Origin of the sequence: Sphingosinicella microcystinivorans, assembly GCF_003634215.1 — a bacterium.
GTDB classification, from domain to species: Bacteria; Pseudomonadota; Alphaproteobacteria; order Sphingomonadales; family Sphingomonadaceae; genus Sphingosinicella; species Sphingosinicella microcystinivorans.
In genome coordinates this window covers 199,400-218,403 of the sequence record NZ_RBWX01000008.1, presented here as the reverse complement: position 1 = coordinate 218,403, position 19,004 = coordinate 199,400, and the positions used below count along the sequence as shown (strand labels likewise).

Here is a 19,004-nt window from a genome sequence, read left to right as displayed (position 1 = left end):
GGAAGCGAAGGGCCGCAGTTGCAGGTGCAGCTGCGGCCTCCATCCTATTTGAAAATCGGAGGTGGGAGAGCGATGGTGTCGGTTCACAGGCGGAATGCGAGAATTCTGGTTGCAGCTTGCCTTGCCGGCTTTGCATCGACGGCATTCGCCGCATCGCCCGCAACGGTTTACTACAACGCGCAGGTCTATACTCCGAGCGGTTGGCAAACGGCCTTCGCGGTGCGTGACGGTCGTATTATCGCCGTGGGCAGCGATGCGGAGATCCGCAAGACGGGAGGCGCGGCGCGCTCGATCGATCTCGGTAACCGCACGGTTCTACCGGGCCTCTACGACATGCACGTGCATCCGGTGCTGCAGGCAAAGGGCGGCGAGGGCCGGTGCAGCATCTCACCGGATGTTCCCGCTGCTGAACTCCTCGCCGGGGTGGGCGCCTGCGTGAAGGCCGCCGCAGCGAACGAATGGGTTGCGGGCGGCCAGTGGCAGGCCTCCGTGCTTGCGGGCACGCCGATCACTGCGGCAACGCTCGATACGGTCTCGCCCGACAATCCCGTGATGCTGTTCGACGTGAGCGGCCACAGCCTGTGGGTGAATTCGAAGGCGCTGGCGATCGCCGGCATCACGAAGGACACGCCCAATCCCGAGGGCGGTATCATCGAGCGCGATGCAGCAGGTCTGCCGACAGGCGTGCTGCGTGAGACGGCGCGTGATCTCGTTCTGCGCCACCTGCCGCCACAGCCTGCCGAAATGACGCAGGCCGAGCTGAAGAAGAATCTCGATTACCTGCTTTCTTTCGGGATCACCGGATACGTCGAGGCGATGGCGTTCCGCGACGACCTTGAATCCTATGCGGCGCTTGCCGACAAGGGCGAGCTGAAACAGCATGTGCAGGCGTGCATCGCGTACAGCCACGCCGGTCATCCCAACCCCGATCTTGACGCGACGATTGCCGCGATCCCCACCTATACGCGCGAACGCTTCAAGCCGACGTGCATCAAGGTGTTCGCGGACGGTGTGCCGACCGAGAGCCATACCGGCGCGATGCTGGAGGATTATGAGGCGGGACAGCCCAATGCGCCCGCGCGCGGGCTGTTGCTCTTCGATCCCGCGAAGCTGCATCCGCTGATGGCGAAGTGGGACAAGCTCGGTCTCAACGTGCTGTTCCACGCGGCGGGTGATGCCGCCGTGCGTGCGTCGCTGGATGCCATTGCCTATGCGCGGCAGCAGAACGGCAACGGGGGACCGATCCACCAGGTCGGGCACTCGACCTTCGTCGATCCCGCCGATCTGCCGCGCCCGAAGGCGCTGAACAGCGCGATCGAATATTCGCCCTATCTGTGGGATCCGCAGCCGATCAACGACGACATCACCGCGGCGGTCGGCGCGCGGCGTATCGAACGCGTCTGGCCGATCAAGGATGGATTCGAAGCGGGCGCGCTGGTGATCGCGGGGTCGGACTGGGCCGTTGTACCCGCACCCGATCCCTGGCTCGGCATCGAGACGGCGATCACGCGGCAAAATCCCGGTGGTAGCGCGCGGACGTTCGGCGCCGGACAAGCGATCACGCTGGAACAGGCGATCCGCATGTTCACGATCAATGCGGCGACGCGCCTCGGCCTCGAAAAGGAGCTCGGCACGATCGAGGCGGGCAAGCGCGCCGATTTCATTGTGATCGACAAGAATCCGTTCCGGATTCCGGCAACCGAAATCCACACGATCAAGGTGCAGAAAACCTACATCGATGGAGAGGTCGTGTTCGATCGCGCAACGGCCGCCAGCCGATGAAGGCGACGTTCGCTTTCGCACTGCTCGTCGCTTTCGCGGTATCACCCGCCCATGCCGAGCGTGTGGAGGCGGTCTCAGTCTACAAGGGTGATTTCGCGACGGTGAATTCGTTCGTGTTCTCGAACGGAAGATCGCTTGTTGTGATGGACGTGCAGCGCAAGGCGAATGAGGCGCGCAAGCTCGCCGCCATGATCAAGGCGATGAAGCTGCCGCTGACGCATATCCTGATCAGTCACGGCCATACCGACCACTTCACCGGCATGGCGGTGTTCCGCGACGAATTCCCGGACGCGAAGATCGTCGTGGCGAACGAGGACATCAAGGCCGACATCAAGCGCTACGCGATTTACATGGATACGGGCGGCGAAACCGGTGCGGAGCCGCCGCTCGACCCGGCACTGAAGCCGAAAACGCCGGAGCATCCGGGCGGCTTCGATTATGAACGCAACATCGAGGTGCTGAATACGCCGACGCTGGAGATGGTCGGTGGCGGCACACTTGAACTCACCACCGATTATATGCGCGCGGAAACGCCGTATATCACCACTGTCTACAGCCCCGATCTCAATGCGCTGTTCCTTTCCGATTTCGGATACAACGGCGTCCATTTCTGGGTGGGCGACGATATCAGCCACGAAGATCTGAAGAACTGGCGGGCCGAACTCGTTGCACTGAAGGCGCGCTACGCGAAGCAGCAGCCAAAAATCTATCCCGGTCACGGCGATCCCACCGACATGCGCATCTTCGATCCGTCGGTGCGCTATATCGACGATTTCCTCGCCGTGACCGCAGACTCAAAATCGCCAGAAGAAGCGATGCGGAAGATGATCGCGCTTTACCCGGGTTACAAACAGGCCGACTTCTTCCTGAAATACAGCGCCATGGAGCATGTGCCCGGCCGCCCTTCGAGCGTGGGGCACCGGGCAGACGCGGCATGGCGGACGAAGGTACGTGAACTTTCCGCAAAGGAATTCCGCAATCCGGCGTGGGGCTATTCGCACAGCGTGCGCGATTACGTGTTGGCGCAGCAGCTTGCGCGTGCGGACGGCGTTCGGCTGGATGACGACGTAATGTTCGCAGCGGCGTATCTCCACGACATGGCGGCGTTTCCGAAATGGGAGGCGCAGGGCACGGACCATGCCGACCGCGCCGCCGCGATCGTCGATACGATCCTAAAGGACAGCGGCTTTCCGATGCGCAAGCTGGAGGCTGTGCGGGAGGCGATCCGCACACACATGTACGACCGCGAACCGAAAACGCCGGAGGCGCTCTATCTGCACGATGCGGATGCGCTCGACTGGCTCGGCGCCGTGGGCGTCGCGCGCGTCATGGCGCTCGTCGATGCGCAGGGCGGAAAGCCCGACGGACCTGATATGGCGAAGTTTCTGGAAGCCAATCTCGCGAACGTGCCAGCGCGCGTGCTTACACCGGCGGGCAAGGCGATGATGCCGGAACGCAAGGCGGAGCTTGAAGCTTTCCTTCGCGATCTGCGCACGCAGACGGAAGAGTTCTCAACACTTTGATGAGCAAGCAGGGGAGACAGGGAATGCTGAAAACAATTGCGGGGGGTGTACTGGCCCTATCGGTGATCGGCAGCGCGGCCGCAGCGGAAGCACCGGCGGATACAATCCTGCTGAACGGCGACGTGCGCACACCGGCGGGCTGGGCGCAGGCGCTCGCGATCCGGGACGGCGTAATCATCGCGGTGGGTGATGCGAAGGCCACGGACGCTTTTCGTGGGCCAAATTCGGTCGTCGTCGATCTGAAAGGCGCGGCGGTTCTCCCCGGCCTCCATGACATGCACGTGCATAGCCATTTCGCGGGGCTTGAGCAGTTTTCATGCAGCTTCGGTTATGGCGCGAAGCCTGCCGCCATCGCGGCGCGCGTGAAAGAATGCGCAAAAGCCGCGAAGCCCGGTGACTGGATCGTCGGCGGCAACTGGGTGGGTGCGGCGTTCAAGAAGGGCGAGCAGACGCGCGCCTTCCTCGACAAGGTCGCTCCCAACAATCCCGTGGTGCTTTCGGATGAATCGCATCACAGCATCTGGGCAAATTCGAAGGCGCTCGAACTCGCAGGCGTGACGCGCGACACGAAGGATCCGACGGGCGGCATCATTGATCGCGACGCGAAAGGCAATCCGACGGGCGTGTTCCGCGAATTGGCGACGGATCTCATCGAGAAGATCATGCCTCCGCCCACTGAGGAGATGAACCGCAAGGCGCTGATACTCTCGACGACGCAGATGCTCTCTTACGGTATCACATCCTACACCGAGGCGACGGTCCGCGACAGCAACATGAAGACTCTCTCCGATCTTTCGGGGGAGGGTCTTGTCAAACAGCGCATTCGCGGATGTATCGTGTGGGCGCCGGGCGACGCCATGGGCGAGCGCCTGATCGAAACGCGCGCGACCTATGCGAAGCCACGCTTCAAGACGGATTGCGTGAAGCTGTTCATGGACGGCGTGCCGCTGGAAAGCCACACCGCCGCAATGCTCGAACCCTATAAGGGCGTTTCGAACACCGACCCGACCAACAAGGGCATATTGCTGATCCCGCAACCGGCACTCAACGAGGCGGTGGCGAAGTTCGATCGCATGGGGCTGCACGTGAAGTTCCATGCCGTGGGCGACGGTGCGGTCCGCTCGGCGATCTCCGCCGCCGAATATGCGCGCAAGGTGAACGGCTGGGGCGGTTCCGCGCACGATGTCGGCCACACGACTTTTGCCGATCCGGCCGATATCCCGCGCGTACGCGACCTGCATCTGACGTGGGAATTCTCGCCCTACATCTGGTATCCGACACCTATCACCGACGTCGATATGCGCCGCGCCGTTGGCGATGAGATGATGAAGCGCGTGATCCCGATCAAGGAAGCTCTCGACACCGGCGCAAATGTCGTCGCGGGGTCCGACTGGTCGGTGGTGCCGTCGGTCAATCCGTGGCTCGCGATCGAGACGATGGTGACGCGGCAGGCGCCGGGCGGCGGCGGCACGATGGTCGCGCCGGACGAGCGCGTGTCGCTCGACGATGCAATCCGTATCTTCACGGAGAATGGGGCCGCGCTGATGGGCACGCGCGATATCGTCGGGTCGATCGAACCGGGGATGCGCGCCGACATCATCGTCACGGAAAAGAACCCGTGGAAGGTGCCGGTCACCGAAGTTCATGCGACCAAGGTGCGGATGACGTTCATCGACGGCGAGAAGGTGTATGATGCGGCGAATCCGCCCAAGCTGACCGCGAACTGAGAGGAAAAGCCATGCCGCGCACCGGGTTCTACACCGACGAACGCACCTTCTGGCACGCAACCGGAATGCAGGCGCTTTTCCTGCCGGTCGGCGACTGGGTGCAGCCGCCGGGCGGGACGGCGGGCGCGGACACGCCCGATTCCAAGCGGCGCCTGCTCAACCTCGCAAACGCTTCGGGGCTTACCCGGAAGCTGGTGATGGCGGAGTCGACGCCGGCCACGGTGGAGGATGCGTGCCGCGTGCATCCACGCGATTACATCGATCGTTTCAGGGCGACGAGTGACGCGGGCGGCGGCGATATCGGGCACCTTGCGCCGTTCAGCAAGGGCGGCTTCGAGATCGCGATGATCTCGTCCGGGCTTGCCATCTCGGCGGTCGACGACGTGCTCTCCGGCAAGGTCGATAACGCCTATGCGCTCTGCCGCCCGGCGGGTCACCACTGCCTCGCCGACATGTCCATGGGTTTCTGCCTGCTCGCCAATATCCCGATCGCCATCGAGGCGGCGAAGGCGCGCCACGGCATCTCGCGTGTCGCGGTGGTGGACTGGGACGTCCACCACGGAAATGGCACGCAGTCGATCTTTTACGACCGTGACGATGTGCTGACGATCTCGGTGCATCAGGACCGCTGCTTCCCGCCCGGATACAGTGGCGCGGAGGACCGCGGTGAGGGCAAGGGGCTCGGCTACAACCTCAACATTCCTCTGCCGGCGGGCGGCGGCCACGACATCTATGTGCACGCGTTCGAGGCGCTGGTGCTTCCGGCGCTCGAAAAATTCCAGCCAGAACTGATCATCGTTGCGTGCGGGCTCGATGCGAACAGCGTCGATCCGCTGGCGCGTATGCTGCTGCATAGCGAAAGTTACCGCACGCTCACGCAGATGATGGTGGATGCCGCGAGCCGCTTGTGCGGTGGTCGCCTCGTTGTCGTACATGAGGGCGGCTATGCCGAAGCCTACGTGCCGTTCTGCGGCCACGCGGTGCTGGAAACGCTGAGCGGCGAGCGGACGGAAGTGGTCGACCCGGTCCTCGAAATGGCGCTCGGCTGGCAGCCGGGCCCCGAGGCAACGGAATTCCACCGGCAATGGGTCGAACGGCTGGTCGCGGACCTCAAATGACCGTGCTGCGCGCAGCCGTTGCGGCGGCGCTGCTCTCGCTGCCGTCCGCAGCGATCGGCAGTGAGTGGCTGATGATGGTGAAGTCGCAGAATACCGACCCGGCGCGCGCGGCCGAGTTCGAGCACTGGTACAACGAGATCGATATTCCTGACGTGCTCGCCGTACCGGGATACGATCGCGCGCGGCGCGGGCACGCCGTGGGCGGCGAGCCGAGGCCGTATGTCGCGCTCTACACGATTGCATCGTCCGACATGGACAAGACGATCATCGCGATGCTGATGGCGAGCTGGCGCATGGATCAGCTTGGGCGCGGCACAGAGCTTATCAAGGTGACCGAACGTATCTACTACAAGCGTGAAGGCAATGCTGCGCGGAGTGAGCGCGCGGGAAAGCCGACGCACCTCTACCTGCACCGTTCGAAGGGCATGACCGAAAAGGCGTTGCGGGCGATCGTGAACGATGGGCTGGCGATGGGTGCGACGCCGTACCGGGTCTACAACGTGCTCATGCATGAGCCGGTCGCGGTGCCGGACGAACTCGTGGTGTTCGAGCTTTCAGCGGCGTCGGATGCAGAGGCGAAAGCGGCGGTGCAGCGGATCGAGGCGCGGACCGGCGCCAGCGGATGCGGCGCCGATTGTGCGGCGCTTTATCAGTTGACGCTCGACGTTTCCGGCTGATCGAACTTCGCGACGAGCGCCGCGCGCGTTCCCGTGACATCGACGAGGCGCTGCGACCGATACGTCGCGATCTCCTCAGGCGTGTACGGCTGGAAGCCGTCCGCCGCCGTACCGCCCATCTTCGGGATCAGCCAGTTGAGCAGGGCGGCGAGATCGGCGTCGCTGAGCTTTGAATTCGCCGAGCCCGGAACCTGCACGAGAAATTCGCGGCCGCCCTCCACCGTCAGAAACCGGTGAAGCTCGGCCTTCATCGAGGGCACGCTGCCCTTCTGGCCGCTGCCATCCGGCAAGTGGCACCCCTGGCACTCGGTCATGTAATTGACGTGCGCAGAGCGGCCGTTGCGGGAGAGATTGGGCGCAACGCCGCCGGCGTGCGCCGCCACGGCGGCGACGCACAGCAGCACGGGGAGGGCAACCAGACGCATCGCTAGTCGGCGGCGCCGAGTACGACGGCGGTCGAACAATTGTAGACGACGCCCACCTCGGTGCCGAGACACCAGTTGATGTCGTTCGAACCCGCAGGCTGGTGGACGGGCGTGTCGCCTTCGTTGCGGTTGCACATGCAGCGGCCGCACGCGGATTTGCCGCAGCAGTCGTTGTAGGAGATCACATAATCCTTGCCGTCCACGGGATTGCGGCAGGTGCCGACCCAGGTGATCGGCGAGGGTTCGGTGCCCGGCGGACACGATGAGGTGCTGCCGCCGCAGCAGGAGCAAAGGAAGCCATCGATCGCGCAGTAGCGCCAGTAATCGCATGACTGTGGATCGCCGCTCTCACCCGGCTGCTGCGCGGCGTTCGCGCGCGAGACGGGGAGGAGGGGCATCGCCGCGGCGGTGATGCCGAAGGCGCTGGCGCGGCCAAAGAAGCTGCGCCGCGACATGCCGCGCGCGGCCGTGCGGCTCAGCCGCTCCATGATCCTGTCGAGCCTGTTGGTCATTGGGCAGCTCCTGTGGTTGCAGCGCTCGCCTCGCGGCGCGCCATATAGTCTTGAATCGAGGCGATGCCCGTCCGCTCGGCCTCGAACAGACTTTCGACATGCTCGCGGTTGTTGACGAGCCCCTTCGAGGCAACGCGCCCGTCTGGGCCGAGCAGCACCGCATAGGGCAGCTTGCCGACGCCGTGCGCGCGCCCGAGATCGGTGGAAAGGACGAACGGATAATCACCCAGCTTCTGCTGGAGGATCATCTTCATTTGCGCGGCTTCGTCGCCGTCGCTGGCGAAGACGAGACGCGTGGTGTCGGCGTTCTCGCGCGAGACCGACAGCAGCACCGGCAGCATCGATTTGCACACGGGGCACGTGGGCGAGAGGAAGAAGACGAGCGTCGAACGCCCGTCAGCAGCAATGCCGCCAACGCGCACATCGCCGCCGGTGATGCTTGGTAGCTCGAACGCAGGCGCTATCTCACCGACCTTGGCGCCGCCCGAAAGCGTCAGCGCACCGACCGGTCCCAGCCGTTCGTGGAGCATGCCGACCTGGCGCAAAAGGCCAACCATCATTAACGCGAGGGCCGCGACGGCCACCCATTGCAGCGCGAACGCCGCCAGAAAAACCTCGTTCATCTCACCACCGCCTTTCCGCGCAGCCGCACCGCGCTGAACTGTCCGAACCCGATATAGAGCAGCGCGAACGCCGCGATTGCGCCGATGCCCGAAATCCAGTCGATCGCGCCGAGCGGGCGGATGCTGACGGGAAGCGCGAACACTGCGAAGGCGATCGTGCCAAGCGCGATATTGCGGGAAACGAGTTCCCAGCCGAGCGTTGCCTGCGCCGCGCCGAAGCCAAGGCAGCCGCAATCGATATGATCACGCCCGCGCGCGATGTTGATGCCCATTGCGGCGGCATAGGCGAAGAGCAGCGCGGCGATGCCGAGCATCGCAATCTGGCTGCCGAGAGGAATGGCGATGATCGCCGCTGCACCAAGGGCGAGTTCGGCGAGGGCGATCATCGCACCTGCCGGGCGGACAAGTGCCGCCGGCAGAAGCTGATAGTTGCCGAGCGTTCCGATAAAGTTCGGCAAATCCCGGAGCTTGGCGCCTCCCGAAAGCAGGAACATGCCGCCCAGAAGCACGTCCGCCACCAGAACAGGGAGGATATCTATTCCTGTCACTGGCCGCTCACCGGCGAGGGCTGGATGATCGTCATGAAATCGCCGAGCCCTTCGATCTTGCGGATGAATTCGCCGGTCATGGCGTCGCGCACCTTGAAATCGGTTTCGCCGGGCATGGTGGTGTAAAGCAGCGGCTTTGCATCCTGGCTGACGGCGACGGAGAGCGCCATGCCATCCAGCGGAATGCGCTGAACGCGCTTTTGCTTCGCGGCGTCATACACCCAGATCTCGGTGCCGGGGTCCTTATGCGTGTTGGCTCCGCCCTCGTGCATCAGCACGTAAAGGCGCCCCGTGGCGCTGTGGTACGCCGCCGTCTGCAGCGCGCCCGGACGCCAGCCCGCTTCGGCGGGGGTCGTCAGCGACCAGGTCTTCGCGAGCGTGGGCACATCCTTCGTGTGGTCGATGACATGCACCTTGCCGGTGGGCGTGAAGAACAGCCACTGCTTGCCAGTCCATACGCCCTTCTCGGTGACGGGATCGTCATCCGCGAAGAGCTTCTTCGAGGTCTTGCCGAGCGTAACCTTGCCTTCGGCATCAAGCGTTGCGGCCTGCAGCGCGCCGTCGCCGCAGATCAGGAAGAACTTCGACGGCCCCGTCGGGAAGATAAGGCCGCACCCAGACGTCATGAATTCGCCGACGGTCTTCTGCGCCTGCATATCGACGACCGTGACGGACTGTTCGGGCGTGAAATTGTAAAGCACCGCGAACCGACCGCCCGGCATCACCGGCGCTGACGATATGAAGGGAATGCCGCTGAAACGCTTCGGCGGAATGATGGCTTCGGGTCCAGCCTTGAGGTCCGAGGTTTTGTAGAACGTCACGACATCGGTGCGCTCGCCGCGCACACCGCGCGACAGATGGATCGAAGGCACGCCGAACGTCTTGCCGTCCTCGGCGAGGAGAAGCGAGCCGTGACCGTAGCCGCCGCTGATCATGCCGAGCATCTGGCCGCTGTCTGCATCCAGCAGATAGGCGCGGCCGTCGAGCATACGGTCGAACGAGACGTCGTTCACCCACACCCAGTGCGGCTGCATCACCTCGGCAAGTGTTTCCTGCGTCAACTCTTCGGGCTGGAGCTGCGCGGCTGCGGGCGCAGTAACGGTGGCGAGGCAGAGCGCGGTGAAGGCGGTGAGTGTTTTCATGTCGGTCCTCCGGCGGGGCAGGCTATTTCCGCGTGGCGAGATAGGCGATGACGTTGGCGCGATCATTCGGCTGCGGCAGGCCCGCGAAGGCCATGCGCGTGCCCTTGACGGTCGCGGCGGGTTTCAGAAGGAAGGCATCGAGTTTTTCGGACGTCCAGACGATGCCGGAGTCTTTCATGGCGGGCGAATAATTGAATTCGCCCGTACCGGCTTTGCGACCGACGACACCTGACAGGTTCGGGCCCATGGCCGTCTTCTTGCCGGGGTCTACCGAATGGCAGATCGCACAACGCTTGAACACGGCGGCACCGGCGGCGGCATCGCCTCCGGCATATGCCGGAAGCGATACGAACACGGAAAGCGCGACCAGTGCTGTCCCGGCCGACCTCATACTTGAACGCATCAATGTCGTGTCCCTCCCACGGGATATCAGAAGTTGTAAGTGACGCTGCCGCCGATCCAGCGCGGACGCGCATAGGTCTGGTTCGAAAGGCCGAGCACTGCGCCGAGATCCAGATTGTAGATGCGGTACTCCTTGTCCGTCACGTTGTTGGCGAACGCTGCGATAACCCAGCGATCATCCTCCGTCGTGAAGGACACGCGGACGTTTCCGACAAGGTGCGAATCTTCAAGATCGATGGGCGCGTTGAACGTCGAGAAATACTGTTTGCTATCGTATTTCCAGTCCGTCTGGAATGCCAGCGAACCCGGGCCGACGGGGACGGCGTAGCGCAGCATGCCGCCGACGCTCCATTCCGGGGCCTGCGGCATCTCTCGGTCTGTGACGCGGCCGGCGGGGAGCCTGATGTTCTTCACCTTGGTATCGAGGTGCGCAAAGAACGCCGACAGCATCAGGCCGGTTGCGGGCCGCAAGATCAGCTCGCCTTCGAAGCCTGTGACCTTCGCCGGGCGATTGGTGACGAACTGCGAGAGCCCATCAAGCGAGAAGGCCTGATAGTCCTTGTAATCGTAATGGAAGACGGAGCCGTTCAGCGTGACCATGCGGTCTGCGAACTCCGCCTTGAAGCCGCCCTCGTAATTGGTGAGCACTTCCTGGTCGTAGGGCAGCGTCGTGGGGTCGATCGGCGCGAACGCCTGGATGCCGAAGCCGCCGCTCTTGGTGCCGCGATTGGCGCTCACATAGAGCAGGACATCGTCGACCGGGTGATAGTCGAGCTCGATCTTGCCTGACCAGTTCTTGAACGTCTGTTTCGCAAGATCGGGGTTCGTGGACGAATTGAACACAAAATCGGTGACGCCGCTTTCAGCGTGCGCATAATCGTATTTCTTCCAATCCCAGCTGTAGCGGCCGCCGATGATGAGGCTGATCTGATCGCTCGCTTTGTATTCGGCCTGACCGAACACCGCCACGGAGTCGGTTTTCTGCGTACCGCCGTAATTCTCGATAAAGCCGAGGATTGCGCTGCCATCGATCTGATAGGCATTTTCAGTCTTGATCTTCAGGCCGTAGATACCGGCGAGCCAGGTCAGGCGGTCACTGTCACCCGCAAGCCGCAATTCCTGCGACAACTGATAGAGATCCTGAGCGGTATCATAATGGAAGATTGGCAGCGGAGACATGTCGCTGTCTTCCGCATACCGCTTTTTCAGATCCTGATAATCCGTGATTGAGGTGAGTTGCATGCCGCCGAAATCATGCTCGTAGCGGGCAGTCACGCTCCAGAACTTGCGGTCGAAATAGCCGGTGCGATCGAAATCGGCGGTAAAGGGGTCATCGTCGGAATCGCGATAACCGAAGGCATCACACCCGCCGCAGGTTCCCCAGAAATCCTCGTTCGGGCCGAGCGCATAGCCGAGTCTATCTTCATTGAAGCCCGCACCGACATGTGTGTAGGGACCGCCGCTCGTCTCATCTTTGTTGCGCAGGCCCTGCAGCTTCACGAGCAGCGTCCCGTTGGTGCCGACATCGGCCTCCACCTGCAAGCGTCCGCCGAAGAAGCGGGAGTTGCCGATATCCCTGCCGATGCGGTTCTCGATATAGCCGCCGTGATGGTTCGTGGTGAGCGCGAGGCGCGCGCGGACGGTGTCGGAGAGCGGGCCGCTCACCGCGCCTTCGGTTGCGATCTGTCCATAGCTGCCGACGGTGAGCGTGCCGAAACCTTCGAATGTGCTCGTCGGTTTCTTGGTGATTGCCTGCACAAGGCCGCCGGTGGCGTTGCGGCCGAAGAGCGTCCCCTGCGGACCGCGCAGAATCTCGACGCGCTCCAGATCGAACATCTGTCCGCTGATCGCGCCGAGCGCGCTCACATACACCTCGTCGTTGTAGAAGGCGATCGGCGCTTCCTGCGAATCGGCGAAGTCGTTCTGCGAAACGCCGCGGATGTTGAACACCGTGATCGTCGGGCTGTACTGCGAGACCTGAAGGCTCGGCACCTGTCCGGCGAGCGCGGTCACGTCCTGTCGGCCCATCGCATCAAGCGCCGCGCCGCCGACGGCGGAAACCGAGAGGCCAATGTCCTGCAGCTTCTGCTCGCGCTTCTGCGCGGTGACGACGATCGCATCGTCAACGACGGTGGCTTCCTGCGCCGCGGCCAGGGCAGGCGCAAATGCGGCACCTGCAAGCAAAACGAGCCTCACCGATGGCCGAATAAACGGTTTCCTGCGCATGTGGTTTCCCCTCCCTGAAACGCAATTCACGTCGTTTCGGGCACTATATTTCGAATCAATTCGATTTGTAAAGTTGCGAAACGTGCATGTTGGTGGGCAAAAAGGGGGCAATGTTGGAATGTTAACCGGATTAAATTCGAATTGACTTGACGCTGTGGATCAATGAGTGAACGCAGGCTCAGGGCAATGGGCCGAGGTGGCAATACAGACAGGCAGCGCGTGAACGGATCGGCGAGACGGACACAGGAGCGGGGACGCGCACGCCGGGCGATTCTGGTCGAGGCGAGCCGGAAGCTGCTGCGCGAACGTGAGATCGACGAGATCTCGCTGACAGACGTGGCAGACGCGGCCGGAATCCCCAAAAGCTCCGCCTACCATTTCTTCTCCCACGTGCTCGACGTTTTCGAGGCGGCGGCGAGCGAGATGGAAACCGAAATCCTGAAGGATCTCGATAGCGTTTCGGCAGCGGACTGCGCGGACTGGCGACAGGCGGTCAACCGCTTCGTGGGCCGTGGCGCGGCATTCTTCAACGCGAACCGGGATGCCATGCAACTGCTGATCGGCCCCAAGACCCCCTCCGCGATCAAGCTTAAGGACCGGCAGAACGACTTCGCCATCGCCGGGCTGCTGAAAGACCAGATCTCCCGGAGTTTCGAGCTTCCCGAGCTTGCAGACACGCCGGAAATATTCTTTCGCGCCATCGAGATCGCCGATCTGTTCTTCGGGCTTTCGGTGATCCGGCACGGCTTCATCACCGAGGCGTTCACCGACGAGGCCGGGCGCGCCACCTGCGCCTATTTGTCGCTCTACCTTCCCGTCGTGCTGCCGCGCGCACAGCCTGCCTGAGCGAACGCATTAAGCGGATCGCAACGTGTCTCACGGATGCTGCGCCGCGAAAAAGGCAGGCGCATGGATACACGGACGCTTCGAAAGCAGCACGATGAGATCGGGGAAACCTCCGAGACGTTGATCAACGCCGTGATCGCGCGTGATCGCCTTGAGGTCGCGCGCTGTCGCTGGCGGCTCGCGCGCGTGCTGATCGCGCACCTCGCGATCGAGGATAAATGGCTTTACCCGGCCCTGATTCGGGATGGCGCGGCGCAGGTCTCCGCGCTTGCGCAAACCTTCCAGCGCGACATGGGCGGGCTCGCCGCTGCCTTCAACGCCTACATGCTCGAATGGACAGAAGACCGCATAACGAACGAATGGGAAGCCTTCCAGACCGCCACGTGGGCGCTCATAGAAGCCCTCGATCTACGTATCCGCCGCGAGAACGAGGAACTCTATCCGCTGGCGGAAGGGGAGATGGCGCTGTCGTGAGGCTGGAGCGGGTGAAGGGAATCGAACCCTCGTCGTAAGCTTGGAAGGCTTCTGCTCTACCATTGAGCTACACCCGCGCCCCGAGGCTGCGCTCGCTTGCCACAAGGCAGCGGTGGAGGTCAACGCCGCGCGATAGCCGGAAACGCGAAAGGGCCCTGCCGGGGTGCCGGCAAGACCCTTTCATCGAAACACGGCTCGTTAATCGAAATCGCGCTGGGCGAGCAGCTGCGGTGCGTCCTTGCCGCCGACCCAGCGGTCGATCGCGGCGCCTTCCCACATGCCGGTGATGTGACCCTTGCGCGAAACGCGGAGGTCGAACGTCTTGCCCGTGTCGGGGTTTTCGCCCTTCAGCAAAAGCACGCCGCCGGCGGTGCTGCGACCGGTCACCTCGTAGCCCGTCGGGGCATGGGTGAAATCGATGCGCGACTTATAAAAGCCATACGGTGCGGCGGCGGCCGGCGCGGACACGCCGGCAATCATGCTCGCGGCGGCCAGACCGAGAATGATCTTCATGATGGGTCTCCCTGCTCTGCAAACGATCAAAACCGTTCGTTTGTGCGGCGCAGCATATGAAACAGGCCCCCTTCGACCATCGCGACCTTGGCAACGTGGGTTTCCGTTTTTGCAACGATACGCCTAAGCCTATGGAATGTCTCAGGCGCGGCAGCGGAAAAATACTGAACGCAGTTTCAACTCTTGCCAAATTTATGCTGCGTTGCAACAATGCAACCACGATCACCGCTCGCAAAGGTGTGGAGCGGGTGGAAGCCAGAGAGGCCATGATGCGTATCCGGTGCCTCGCCGGACCGGTCGCGGCGGTGTAACATGCGCCGCCTGCCGCCGATGGGTTCACTTGAAGCGTTCGTCGCGGCCTACCGCGGCGGAACCCTGCGCGCGGCTTCAAACGAGCTCAACCTTTCGGTTTCGGCGCTCAGCCGGCGGCTCCAGTCGCTGGAGGCGCACGTCGGGCGGCCGCTGTTCGAGCGGCGGCATCACGAATTGAAGCCGACACCGGAGGGCGCCCGCCTGTTCACGCAGATCGCACCGCATTTCGACGCCATCGGCCGCATCCTGGGCGAGGTGCGCTCGGGCGGCGAACGCAGCCTGGCGATCGGTGTGCCGCCCTCTTACGCGAGTGCGTGGCTGCTGCCGCGCCTCGCGCGTTTCCGTGCGCGCTATCCCGATATCACGCTGCGTTTCGATTCGTCGGGAGCGCCGTTCGAGAAGCTTGGCGCCAGCCTTGATGCCATCATCGTGTTTGCGGAAACCGTGCCCGAGGGCGCCGATTCCTGTGAACTGAAGCCGCAGGCGGGCTTCGCGGTCTGCGCGCCGGGTCTCGTGGCGCGGGGAACGCCGGTCCGCGAGGCGCTGCGCGATCATGCGCTGCTGCTGCACGGCGGGCTTTCGAAGGTGCTGCCGCTCTGGCTGCAGGCGATGGGCCTCGACGAGCGCGCAATCACGCGCACCGAACAGTATGACAGCGGCCCGATGCTGATCGCGGCGGCGGAGGCGGGGCTCGGTATCGCGCTGACGCTTGAGGATTCGGTGCGCTTCTACGAAGGCGACGCCCGGCTCGAGCGGCCGTTCGGCGAAAGCGTCGCGACGCCGTACAGCTATTGGTGGGTATCACGGAAGCCGGGTGCTTCCGACATTGCCTTGCGGCGCTTCCGAGACTGGCTTCAGGCCGAATCCGCTGCACGGCCCGACGTCGGCGCGCTTTCCGCAACAGCCTGAAATTTCTGTAACGCCTTGGCAAAGAAAAGGGCCGACCCGAAGGTCGGCCCTAATAGTAAATCCTTGGGGAGGATCGCCATTTCTGGCAGGCCCTTTGTTGCACCTGCGAAGGGAGCTGACCACCGCAAAGTCTGCATCGCTCGTTGCAGGAATTGCAACATTGGCCTGGAATCAACTTCTGCGGGCATCCGTTAAGATTTTCTTTACACTTTGAGCGCACACCAGCGCTGCGGGGGATCACGGGCTTCGACAAGGGGCGGCTCAGATGATCCAGTTTTTTGCAAGGTTGCAGGGCGTACTTCCCACATGGCGCGGCGACGGCGGCAAGGCGCTCGCGGGCGGACCGGAGCGGCGCGGTGCCACGCGGTCTCTGTCACTGTTCTGGTCGGCCCGGATGCGGACACGGGGATGGGCAGGTCCGGCGACCGTTGTGGAGATTTCCGCGCGCGGGATGCGGCTGCGCAGCCCTTACTACCCCGAAGTCGGCGCGCGCGTGGTGGTGGACCTGCCGGGCAATGCCCCGCTTGCCGGTGTCGTGCGCTGGGCTGAGCACGGCCGGTTCGGGATGCAGTTCGACCGCGAGGCGGATGTCGTGACGATCCTGCGGGCACACAAGCGGGCGACCGGCCGCCATTTGGGCGTTGACGATCCCGCCTGAAGGTTCAGCGCAGCCAGGCTTTCAGCAGCATCGCGACGACGCCGAGCACCGCGACGCTCGCCGCCCAGATCGCCGCCATCCAGAGGAAGCGCTTCCAGAGCGGCGCGCCCGTCTCAGTGGTAGCCATGGCTGCCGACCTTCCCGCGGAACACCCAGTAAGCCCACGCGGTGTAGGCGAGGATGAGCGGCATGACGAGGACCACGCCGACGAGCATGAACACCTGGCTGCTTTCCGGCGCAGCGGCGTCCCAGATCGTGACGCTGTCCGGCACGACGTAGGGAAACATGCTGATGCCGAGACCGATGGTGCCGAGCAGGAACAGGCCCAGCGACAGCAGAAACGGTGACCATGTCGCGCGCTTTTTCAGCGTGCGGAACAGGAAATAGGTGGCGATGACGACGAGCAGCGGCACCTGGCTGGTGAAGAGCATGTTCGGCATTTCGAACCAGCGCTCCCAATAGTGGTGCTCGAGGAAGGGTGTCGCGAGGCTGACGGCGACCATCAGCGCCAGGGTTGCGAGCGCTGCGCGGCCCGCGAGGCGGTAGGCGTGGTCGAGTGCACCGCCTTCCACCTTCACGATCAGCCACGTCGCGCCGAGCAGCGCATAGCCAGCGACGACGCCCGCGCCGGTGAGCAGGCTGTATGGGCTGAGCCAGTCGAGCCAGCCGCCTGCGTAGGCGCGGCCGTCGACCGCGATTCCCTGCAGGATCGCGCCGAGGATCATGCCCTGCGAAAAGGCCGCGATAATCGAGCCGCCGGTGAACGCCATGTCCCAGAAGGCACGGTGAGCGGGATCGCGCCACCGGAACTCGAAGGCGACGCCGCGGAACACGAGCCCGAGCAGCATCGCGATAATGAGCGGATAGGTCGCGGGCAGGATGATCGCGTAAGCGAGCGGAAAGGCAGCGAACAGCCCGCCGCCGCCAAGCACGAGCCACGTCTCGTTGCCGTCCCACACCGGCGCGATCGCGTTCATCGCCTGATCGCGCTCTTCGCCCTTGAAGACCGGGAACAGGATGCCGATCCCGAGATCGAACCCATCCATCACCACATAGGCGAAGATGCCGAAGGCGATGATGAACGCCCAGACGGTGGTGAGATCGATGTTGACGCTCATTGTTCGGCCTCCATGGCGGGGGCGGGGGTGATGCCGGCTGTTCGGGTCGGGCCGGGTTCGGCCTCGACGCCTTTTTCACCGGCTTTCGGCCGGTGCGACATCAGCTTCAGAATGTACCAGGTGCCCGCGCCGAACACCGCGAAGTAGATGACGACGAAGGCCAGCAGTGAGGCGCCGACGGCGGGGGCAGCAAGCGGGGAGGCGCTGTCTGCGGTCCGCAGCAGGCCGTAGACTGTATAGGGCTGACGCCCGACCTCCGTCGTCACCCAGCCCGCGATGACGGCGACGAAGCCCGACGGCCCCATCACCATCGCCGCGCGGTGCAGCAGCGGCCAATCGTAGAGGCGGCCTTTGACGCGGGCGACGAGGCTCCACATGCCGATTCCCAGCATCAGCATTCCGATGCCGACCATGATGCGGAACGCCCAGAACACGATGCCCACAGGCGGCTGCTCATCGCGCGGCACGGTATCGAGTCCCGCGAGCGGTGCGTTCGGATCGTGTTTGAGGATCAGCGACGACGCCTTGGGGATCGCAATGGCGTAGTCGATGCGCTGCTCTTTGCTGTTCGGGATACCGAAGAGGTAGAAGGGCGCGCCGTCCGGGTGGCTCTGATAGTGCCCCTCCATCGCCATCACCTTCACCGGCTGGTGCTCGAGCGTGTTCAGCCCATGCATGTCGCCCGCGAAGATCTGCACGGGCGCGACGAGCGCGGCCATCCACATCGCCATCGAGAACATGATGCGTGCGTGCGGGTTTGCGCGATCTTTCAGCAGGTGCCACGCGCCGACCGCGCCCACCACGAACGCCGTGGTGAGATAGGCGGCGATCACGGTGTGGACGAGGCGGTAGGGGAAGCTGGGGTTGAAGATGATCGCCCACCAGCTTTCGCCGGGGAGAAACTGGCCGTTCTCGCCCATGATGTGACCGACCGGGGTCTGCATCCAGGAATTGACGCTGAGAATCCAGAAGGCCGAGATGAACGTGCCGATCGCGACCATCAGCGTGGCGGTGAAGTGAAGTTTCTTCCCAACCTTGTTCATGCCGAACAGCATCACGCCGAGGAAACCCGCTTCAAGGAAGAAGGCGGTGAGCACTTCATAGGCCATGAGCGGGCCGATCACCGGACCGGCCTTGTCCGAAAACACCGACCAGTTGGTGCCGAACTGATACGACATGACGATGCCCGAGACGACGCCCATCGCGAAGGCGACCGCAAAGATCTTCAGCCAGTAGCGGAAGAGATCGAGATAGTGATCCCGCCCGGTCTTCAGCCAAAGGCCTTCCAGCACGGCGAGGTAGCTCGCCAGCCCGATCGAGAAGGCGGGAAAGATGAAGTGGAAGCTGACCGTGAACGCGAACTGGATACGCGCCAGCAGCACGGCATCCACGGAACCGAACATTGATTCGAACACAGCGGCGACTCCTTGTCGTCAGCCTATCTGTTTGACCTGGCTAGCACATTTCGG

General features: G+C 63.5%; 21 protein-coding genes and 1 tRNA gene. 10 read left to right on the top strand and 12 right to left on the bottom strand.

The features are described from left to right. The first annotated feature begins 75 nt into the window (after positions 1-75). From DFR51_RS09975 to DFR51_RS09955, 5 genes are read left to right on the top strand one after another with little or no spacing between them, the layout of a single operon-like run. Complete coding sequence (locus DFR51_RS09975) at positions 76-1,782, top strand: amidohydrolase (RefSeq protein ID WP_243445493.1); 1,707 nt, start codon at positions 76-78, stop codon at positions 1,780-1,782. Beyond that, complete coding sequence (locus tag DFR51_RS09970; RefSeq protein ID WP_121050550.1) at positions 1,779-3,305, top strand: HD domain-containing protein; 1,527 nt, start codon at positions 1,779-1,781, stop codon at positions 3,303-3,305. Before DFR51_RS09975 ends, DFR51_RS09970 begins: the two co-directional genes overlap by 4 nt. 23 nt (positions 3,306-3,328) lie before the next feature. Next, entirely contained in the window at positions 3,329-5,032 is a 1,704-nt protein-coding gene (locus DFR51_RS09965) for an amidohydrolase (RefSeq protein ID WP_121050547.1), read from the top strand. 11 nt (positions 5,033-5,043) lie between these two features. Then, positions 5,044-6,150, top strand: a complete 1,107-nt coding sequence (locus tag DFR51_RS09960) for a class II histone deacetylase (RefSeq protein ID WP_121050545.1) — start codon at positions 5,044-5,046, stop codon at positions 6,148-6,150. Beyond that, positions 6,147-6,827 carry a hypothetical protein gene (locus tag DFR51_RS09955; protein ID WP_121050542.1) on the top strand — a complete coding sequence of 227 codons (681 nt, stop codon included), beginning with the start codon at positions 6,147-6,149 and terminating at the stop codon, positions 6,825-6,827. The genes DFR51_RS09960 and DFR51_RS09955 overlap by 4 nt, the downstream gene beginning before the upstream one ends. Here DFR51_RS09955 and DFR51_RS09950 read toward each other — a convergent pair. The 7 genes from DFR51_RS09950 to DFR51_RS09920 are packed head-to-tail and all read right to left on the bottom strand — an operon-like array spanning position 6,800 to position 12,705. Continuing rightward, positions 6,800-7,252 carry a c-type cytochrome gene (locus tag DFR51_RS09950; RefSeq protein ID WP_121050539.1) on the bottom strand — a complete coding sequence of 151 codons (453 nt, stop codon included), beginning with the start codon at positions 7,250-7,252 and terminating at the stop codon, positions 6,800-6,802. The genes DFR51_RS09955 and DFR51_RS09950 overlap by 28 nt on opposite strands. A gap of 2 nt (positions 7,253-7,254) precedes the next feature. Further along, positions 7,255-7,764: a methylamine dehydrogenase light chain gene (locus tag DFR51_RS09945; RefSeq protein ID WP_121050536.1), complete on the bottom strand. Its 510-nt coding sequence runs from the start codon at positions 7,762-7,764 to the stop codon at positions 7,255-7,257. After that, positions 7,761-8,387: a methylamine dehydrogenase accessory protein MauD gene (gene mauD, locus DFR51_RS09940; protein ID WP_121050533.1), complete on the bottom strand. Its 627-nt coding sequence runs from the start codon at positions 8,385-8,387 to the stop codon at positions 7,761-7,763. Before mauD ends, DFR51_RS09945 begins: the two co-directional genes overlap by 4 nt. After that, the gene (locus DFR51_RS09935) at positions 8,384-8,935 is read right to left on the bottom strand and encodes a MauE/DoxX family redox-associated membrane protein (protein WP_121050531.1); all 552 of its coding nucleotides are present in this window, start codon (positions 8,933-8,935) and stop codon (positions 8,384-8,386) included. Before DFR51_RS09935 ends, mauD begins: the two co-directional genes overlap by 4 nt. Further along, positions 8,932-10,077 carry an amine dehydrogenase large subunit gene (locus tag DFR51_RS09930; RefSeq protein WP_121050528.1) on the bottom strand — a complete coding sequence of 382 codons (1,146 nt, stop codon included), beginning with the start codon at positions 10,075-10,077 and terminating at the stop codon, positions 8,932-8,934. Before DFR51_RS09930 ends, DFR51_RS09935 begins: the two co-directional genes overlap by 4 nt. 22 nt (positions 10,078-10,099) lie before the next feature. Continuing rightward, entirely contained in the window at positions 10,100-10,480 is a 381-nt protein-coding gene (locus DFR51_RS09925) for a c-type cytochrome (protein WP_243446560.1), read from the bottom strand. Between the two features lie 26 nt (positions 10,481-10,506). Further along, positions 10,507-12,705, bottom strand: a complete 2,199-nt coding sequence (locus tag DFR51_RS09920) for a TonB-dependent receptor (protein WP_121050521.1) — start codon at positions 12,703-12,705, stop codon at positions 10,507-10,509. Positions 12,706-12,867: 162 nt separating this feature from the next. Between DFR51_RS09920 and DFR51_RS09915 the strand changes: the two genes are divergently transcribed. Next, positions 12,868-13,551: a TetR/AcrR family transcriptional regulator gene (locus DFR51_RS09915; protein ID WP_243446559.1), complete on the top strand. Its 684-nt coding sequence runs from the start codon at positions 12,868-12,870 to the stop codon at positions 13,549-13,551. A 63-nt stretch (positions 13,552-13,614) separates the two neighbouring features. Then, positions 13,615-14,025: a hemerythrin domain-containing protein gene (locus tag DFR51_RS09910; protein WP_160119038.1), complete on the top strand. Its 411-nt coding sequence runs from the start codon at positions 13,615-13,617 to the stop codon at positions 14,023-14,025. A gap of 3 nt (positions 14,026-14,028) precedes the next feature. Here DFR51_RS09910 and DFR51_RS09905 read toward each other — a convergent pair. Next, positions 14,029-14,102 (bottom strand) — tRNA-Gly (locus DFR51_RS09905). 121 nt (positions 14,103-14,223) lie between these two features. After that, positions 14,224-14,538 carry a hypothetical protein gene (locus DFR51_RS09900; protein WP_121050512.1) on the bottom strand — a complete coding sequence of 105 codons (315 nt, stop codon included), beginning with the start codon at positions 14,536-14,538 and terminating at the stop codon, positions 14,224-14,226. Positions 14,539-14,594: 56 nt separating this feature from the next. On the opposite strand from DFR51_RS09900, the gene DFR51_RS09895 reads away from it, so the two are divergent. The 3 genes from DFR51_RS09895 (at position 14,595) to DFR51_RS09885 (ending at position 16,417) form a co-directional block, all read left to right on the top strand. Next, positions 14,595-14,849, top strand: coding sequence for a hypothetical protein (locus tag DFR51_RS09895; protein ID WP_121050509.1), 255 nt, complete (start codon positions 14,595-14,597; stop codon positions 14,847-14,849). A 1-nt stretch (position 14,850) separates the two neighbouring features. Continuing rightward, the gene (locus DFR51_RS09890; protein WP_121050506.1) at positions 14,851-15,759 is read left to right on the top strand and encodes a LysR substrate-binding domain-containing protein; all 909 of its coding nucleotides are present in this window, start codon (positions 14,851-14,853) and stop codon (positions 15,757-15,759) included. A 265-nt stretch (positions 15,760-16,024) separates the two neighbouring features. Further along, positions 16,025-16,417 (top strand): PilZ domain-containing protein, encoded by a 393-nt coding sequence (locus DFR51_RS09885; protein WP_121050503.1) that lies wholly within the window; start codon positions 16,025-16,027, stop codon positions 16,415-16,417. Positions 16,418-16,421: 4 nt separating this feature from the next. Here the strand turns inward: DFR51_RS09885 and DFR51_RS09880 are convergent, their stop codons facing one another. The 3 genes from DFR51_RS09880 to DFR51_RS09870 are packed head-to-tail and all read right to left on the bottom strand — an operon-like array spanning position 16,422 to position 18,938. Beyond that, entirely contained in the window at positions 16,422-16,544 is a 123-nt protein-coding gene (locus DFR51_RS09880) for a DUF2474 family protein (protein ID WP_121050500.1), read from the bottom strand. Next, entirely contained in the window at positions 16,531-17,535 is a 1,005-nt protein-coding gene (cydB, locus tag DFR51_RS09875) for a cytochrome d ubiquinol oxidase subunit II (RefSeq protein ID WP_121050497.1), read from the bottom strand. Before cydB ends, DFR51_RS09880 begins: the two co-directional genes overlap by 14 nt. Beyond that, positions 17,532-18,938, bottom strand: coding sequence for a cytochrome ubiquinol oxidase subunit I (locus tag DFR51_RS09870; RefSeq protein ID WP_121050494.1), 1,407 nt, complete (start codon positions 18,936-18,938; stop codon positions 17,532-17,534). The genes cydB and DFR51_RS09870 overlap by 4 nt, the downstream gene beginning before the upstream one ends. Positions 18,939-19,004: the final 66 nt, after the last annotated feature.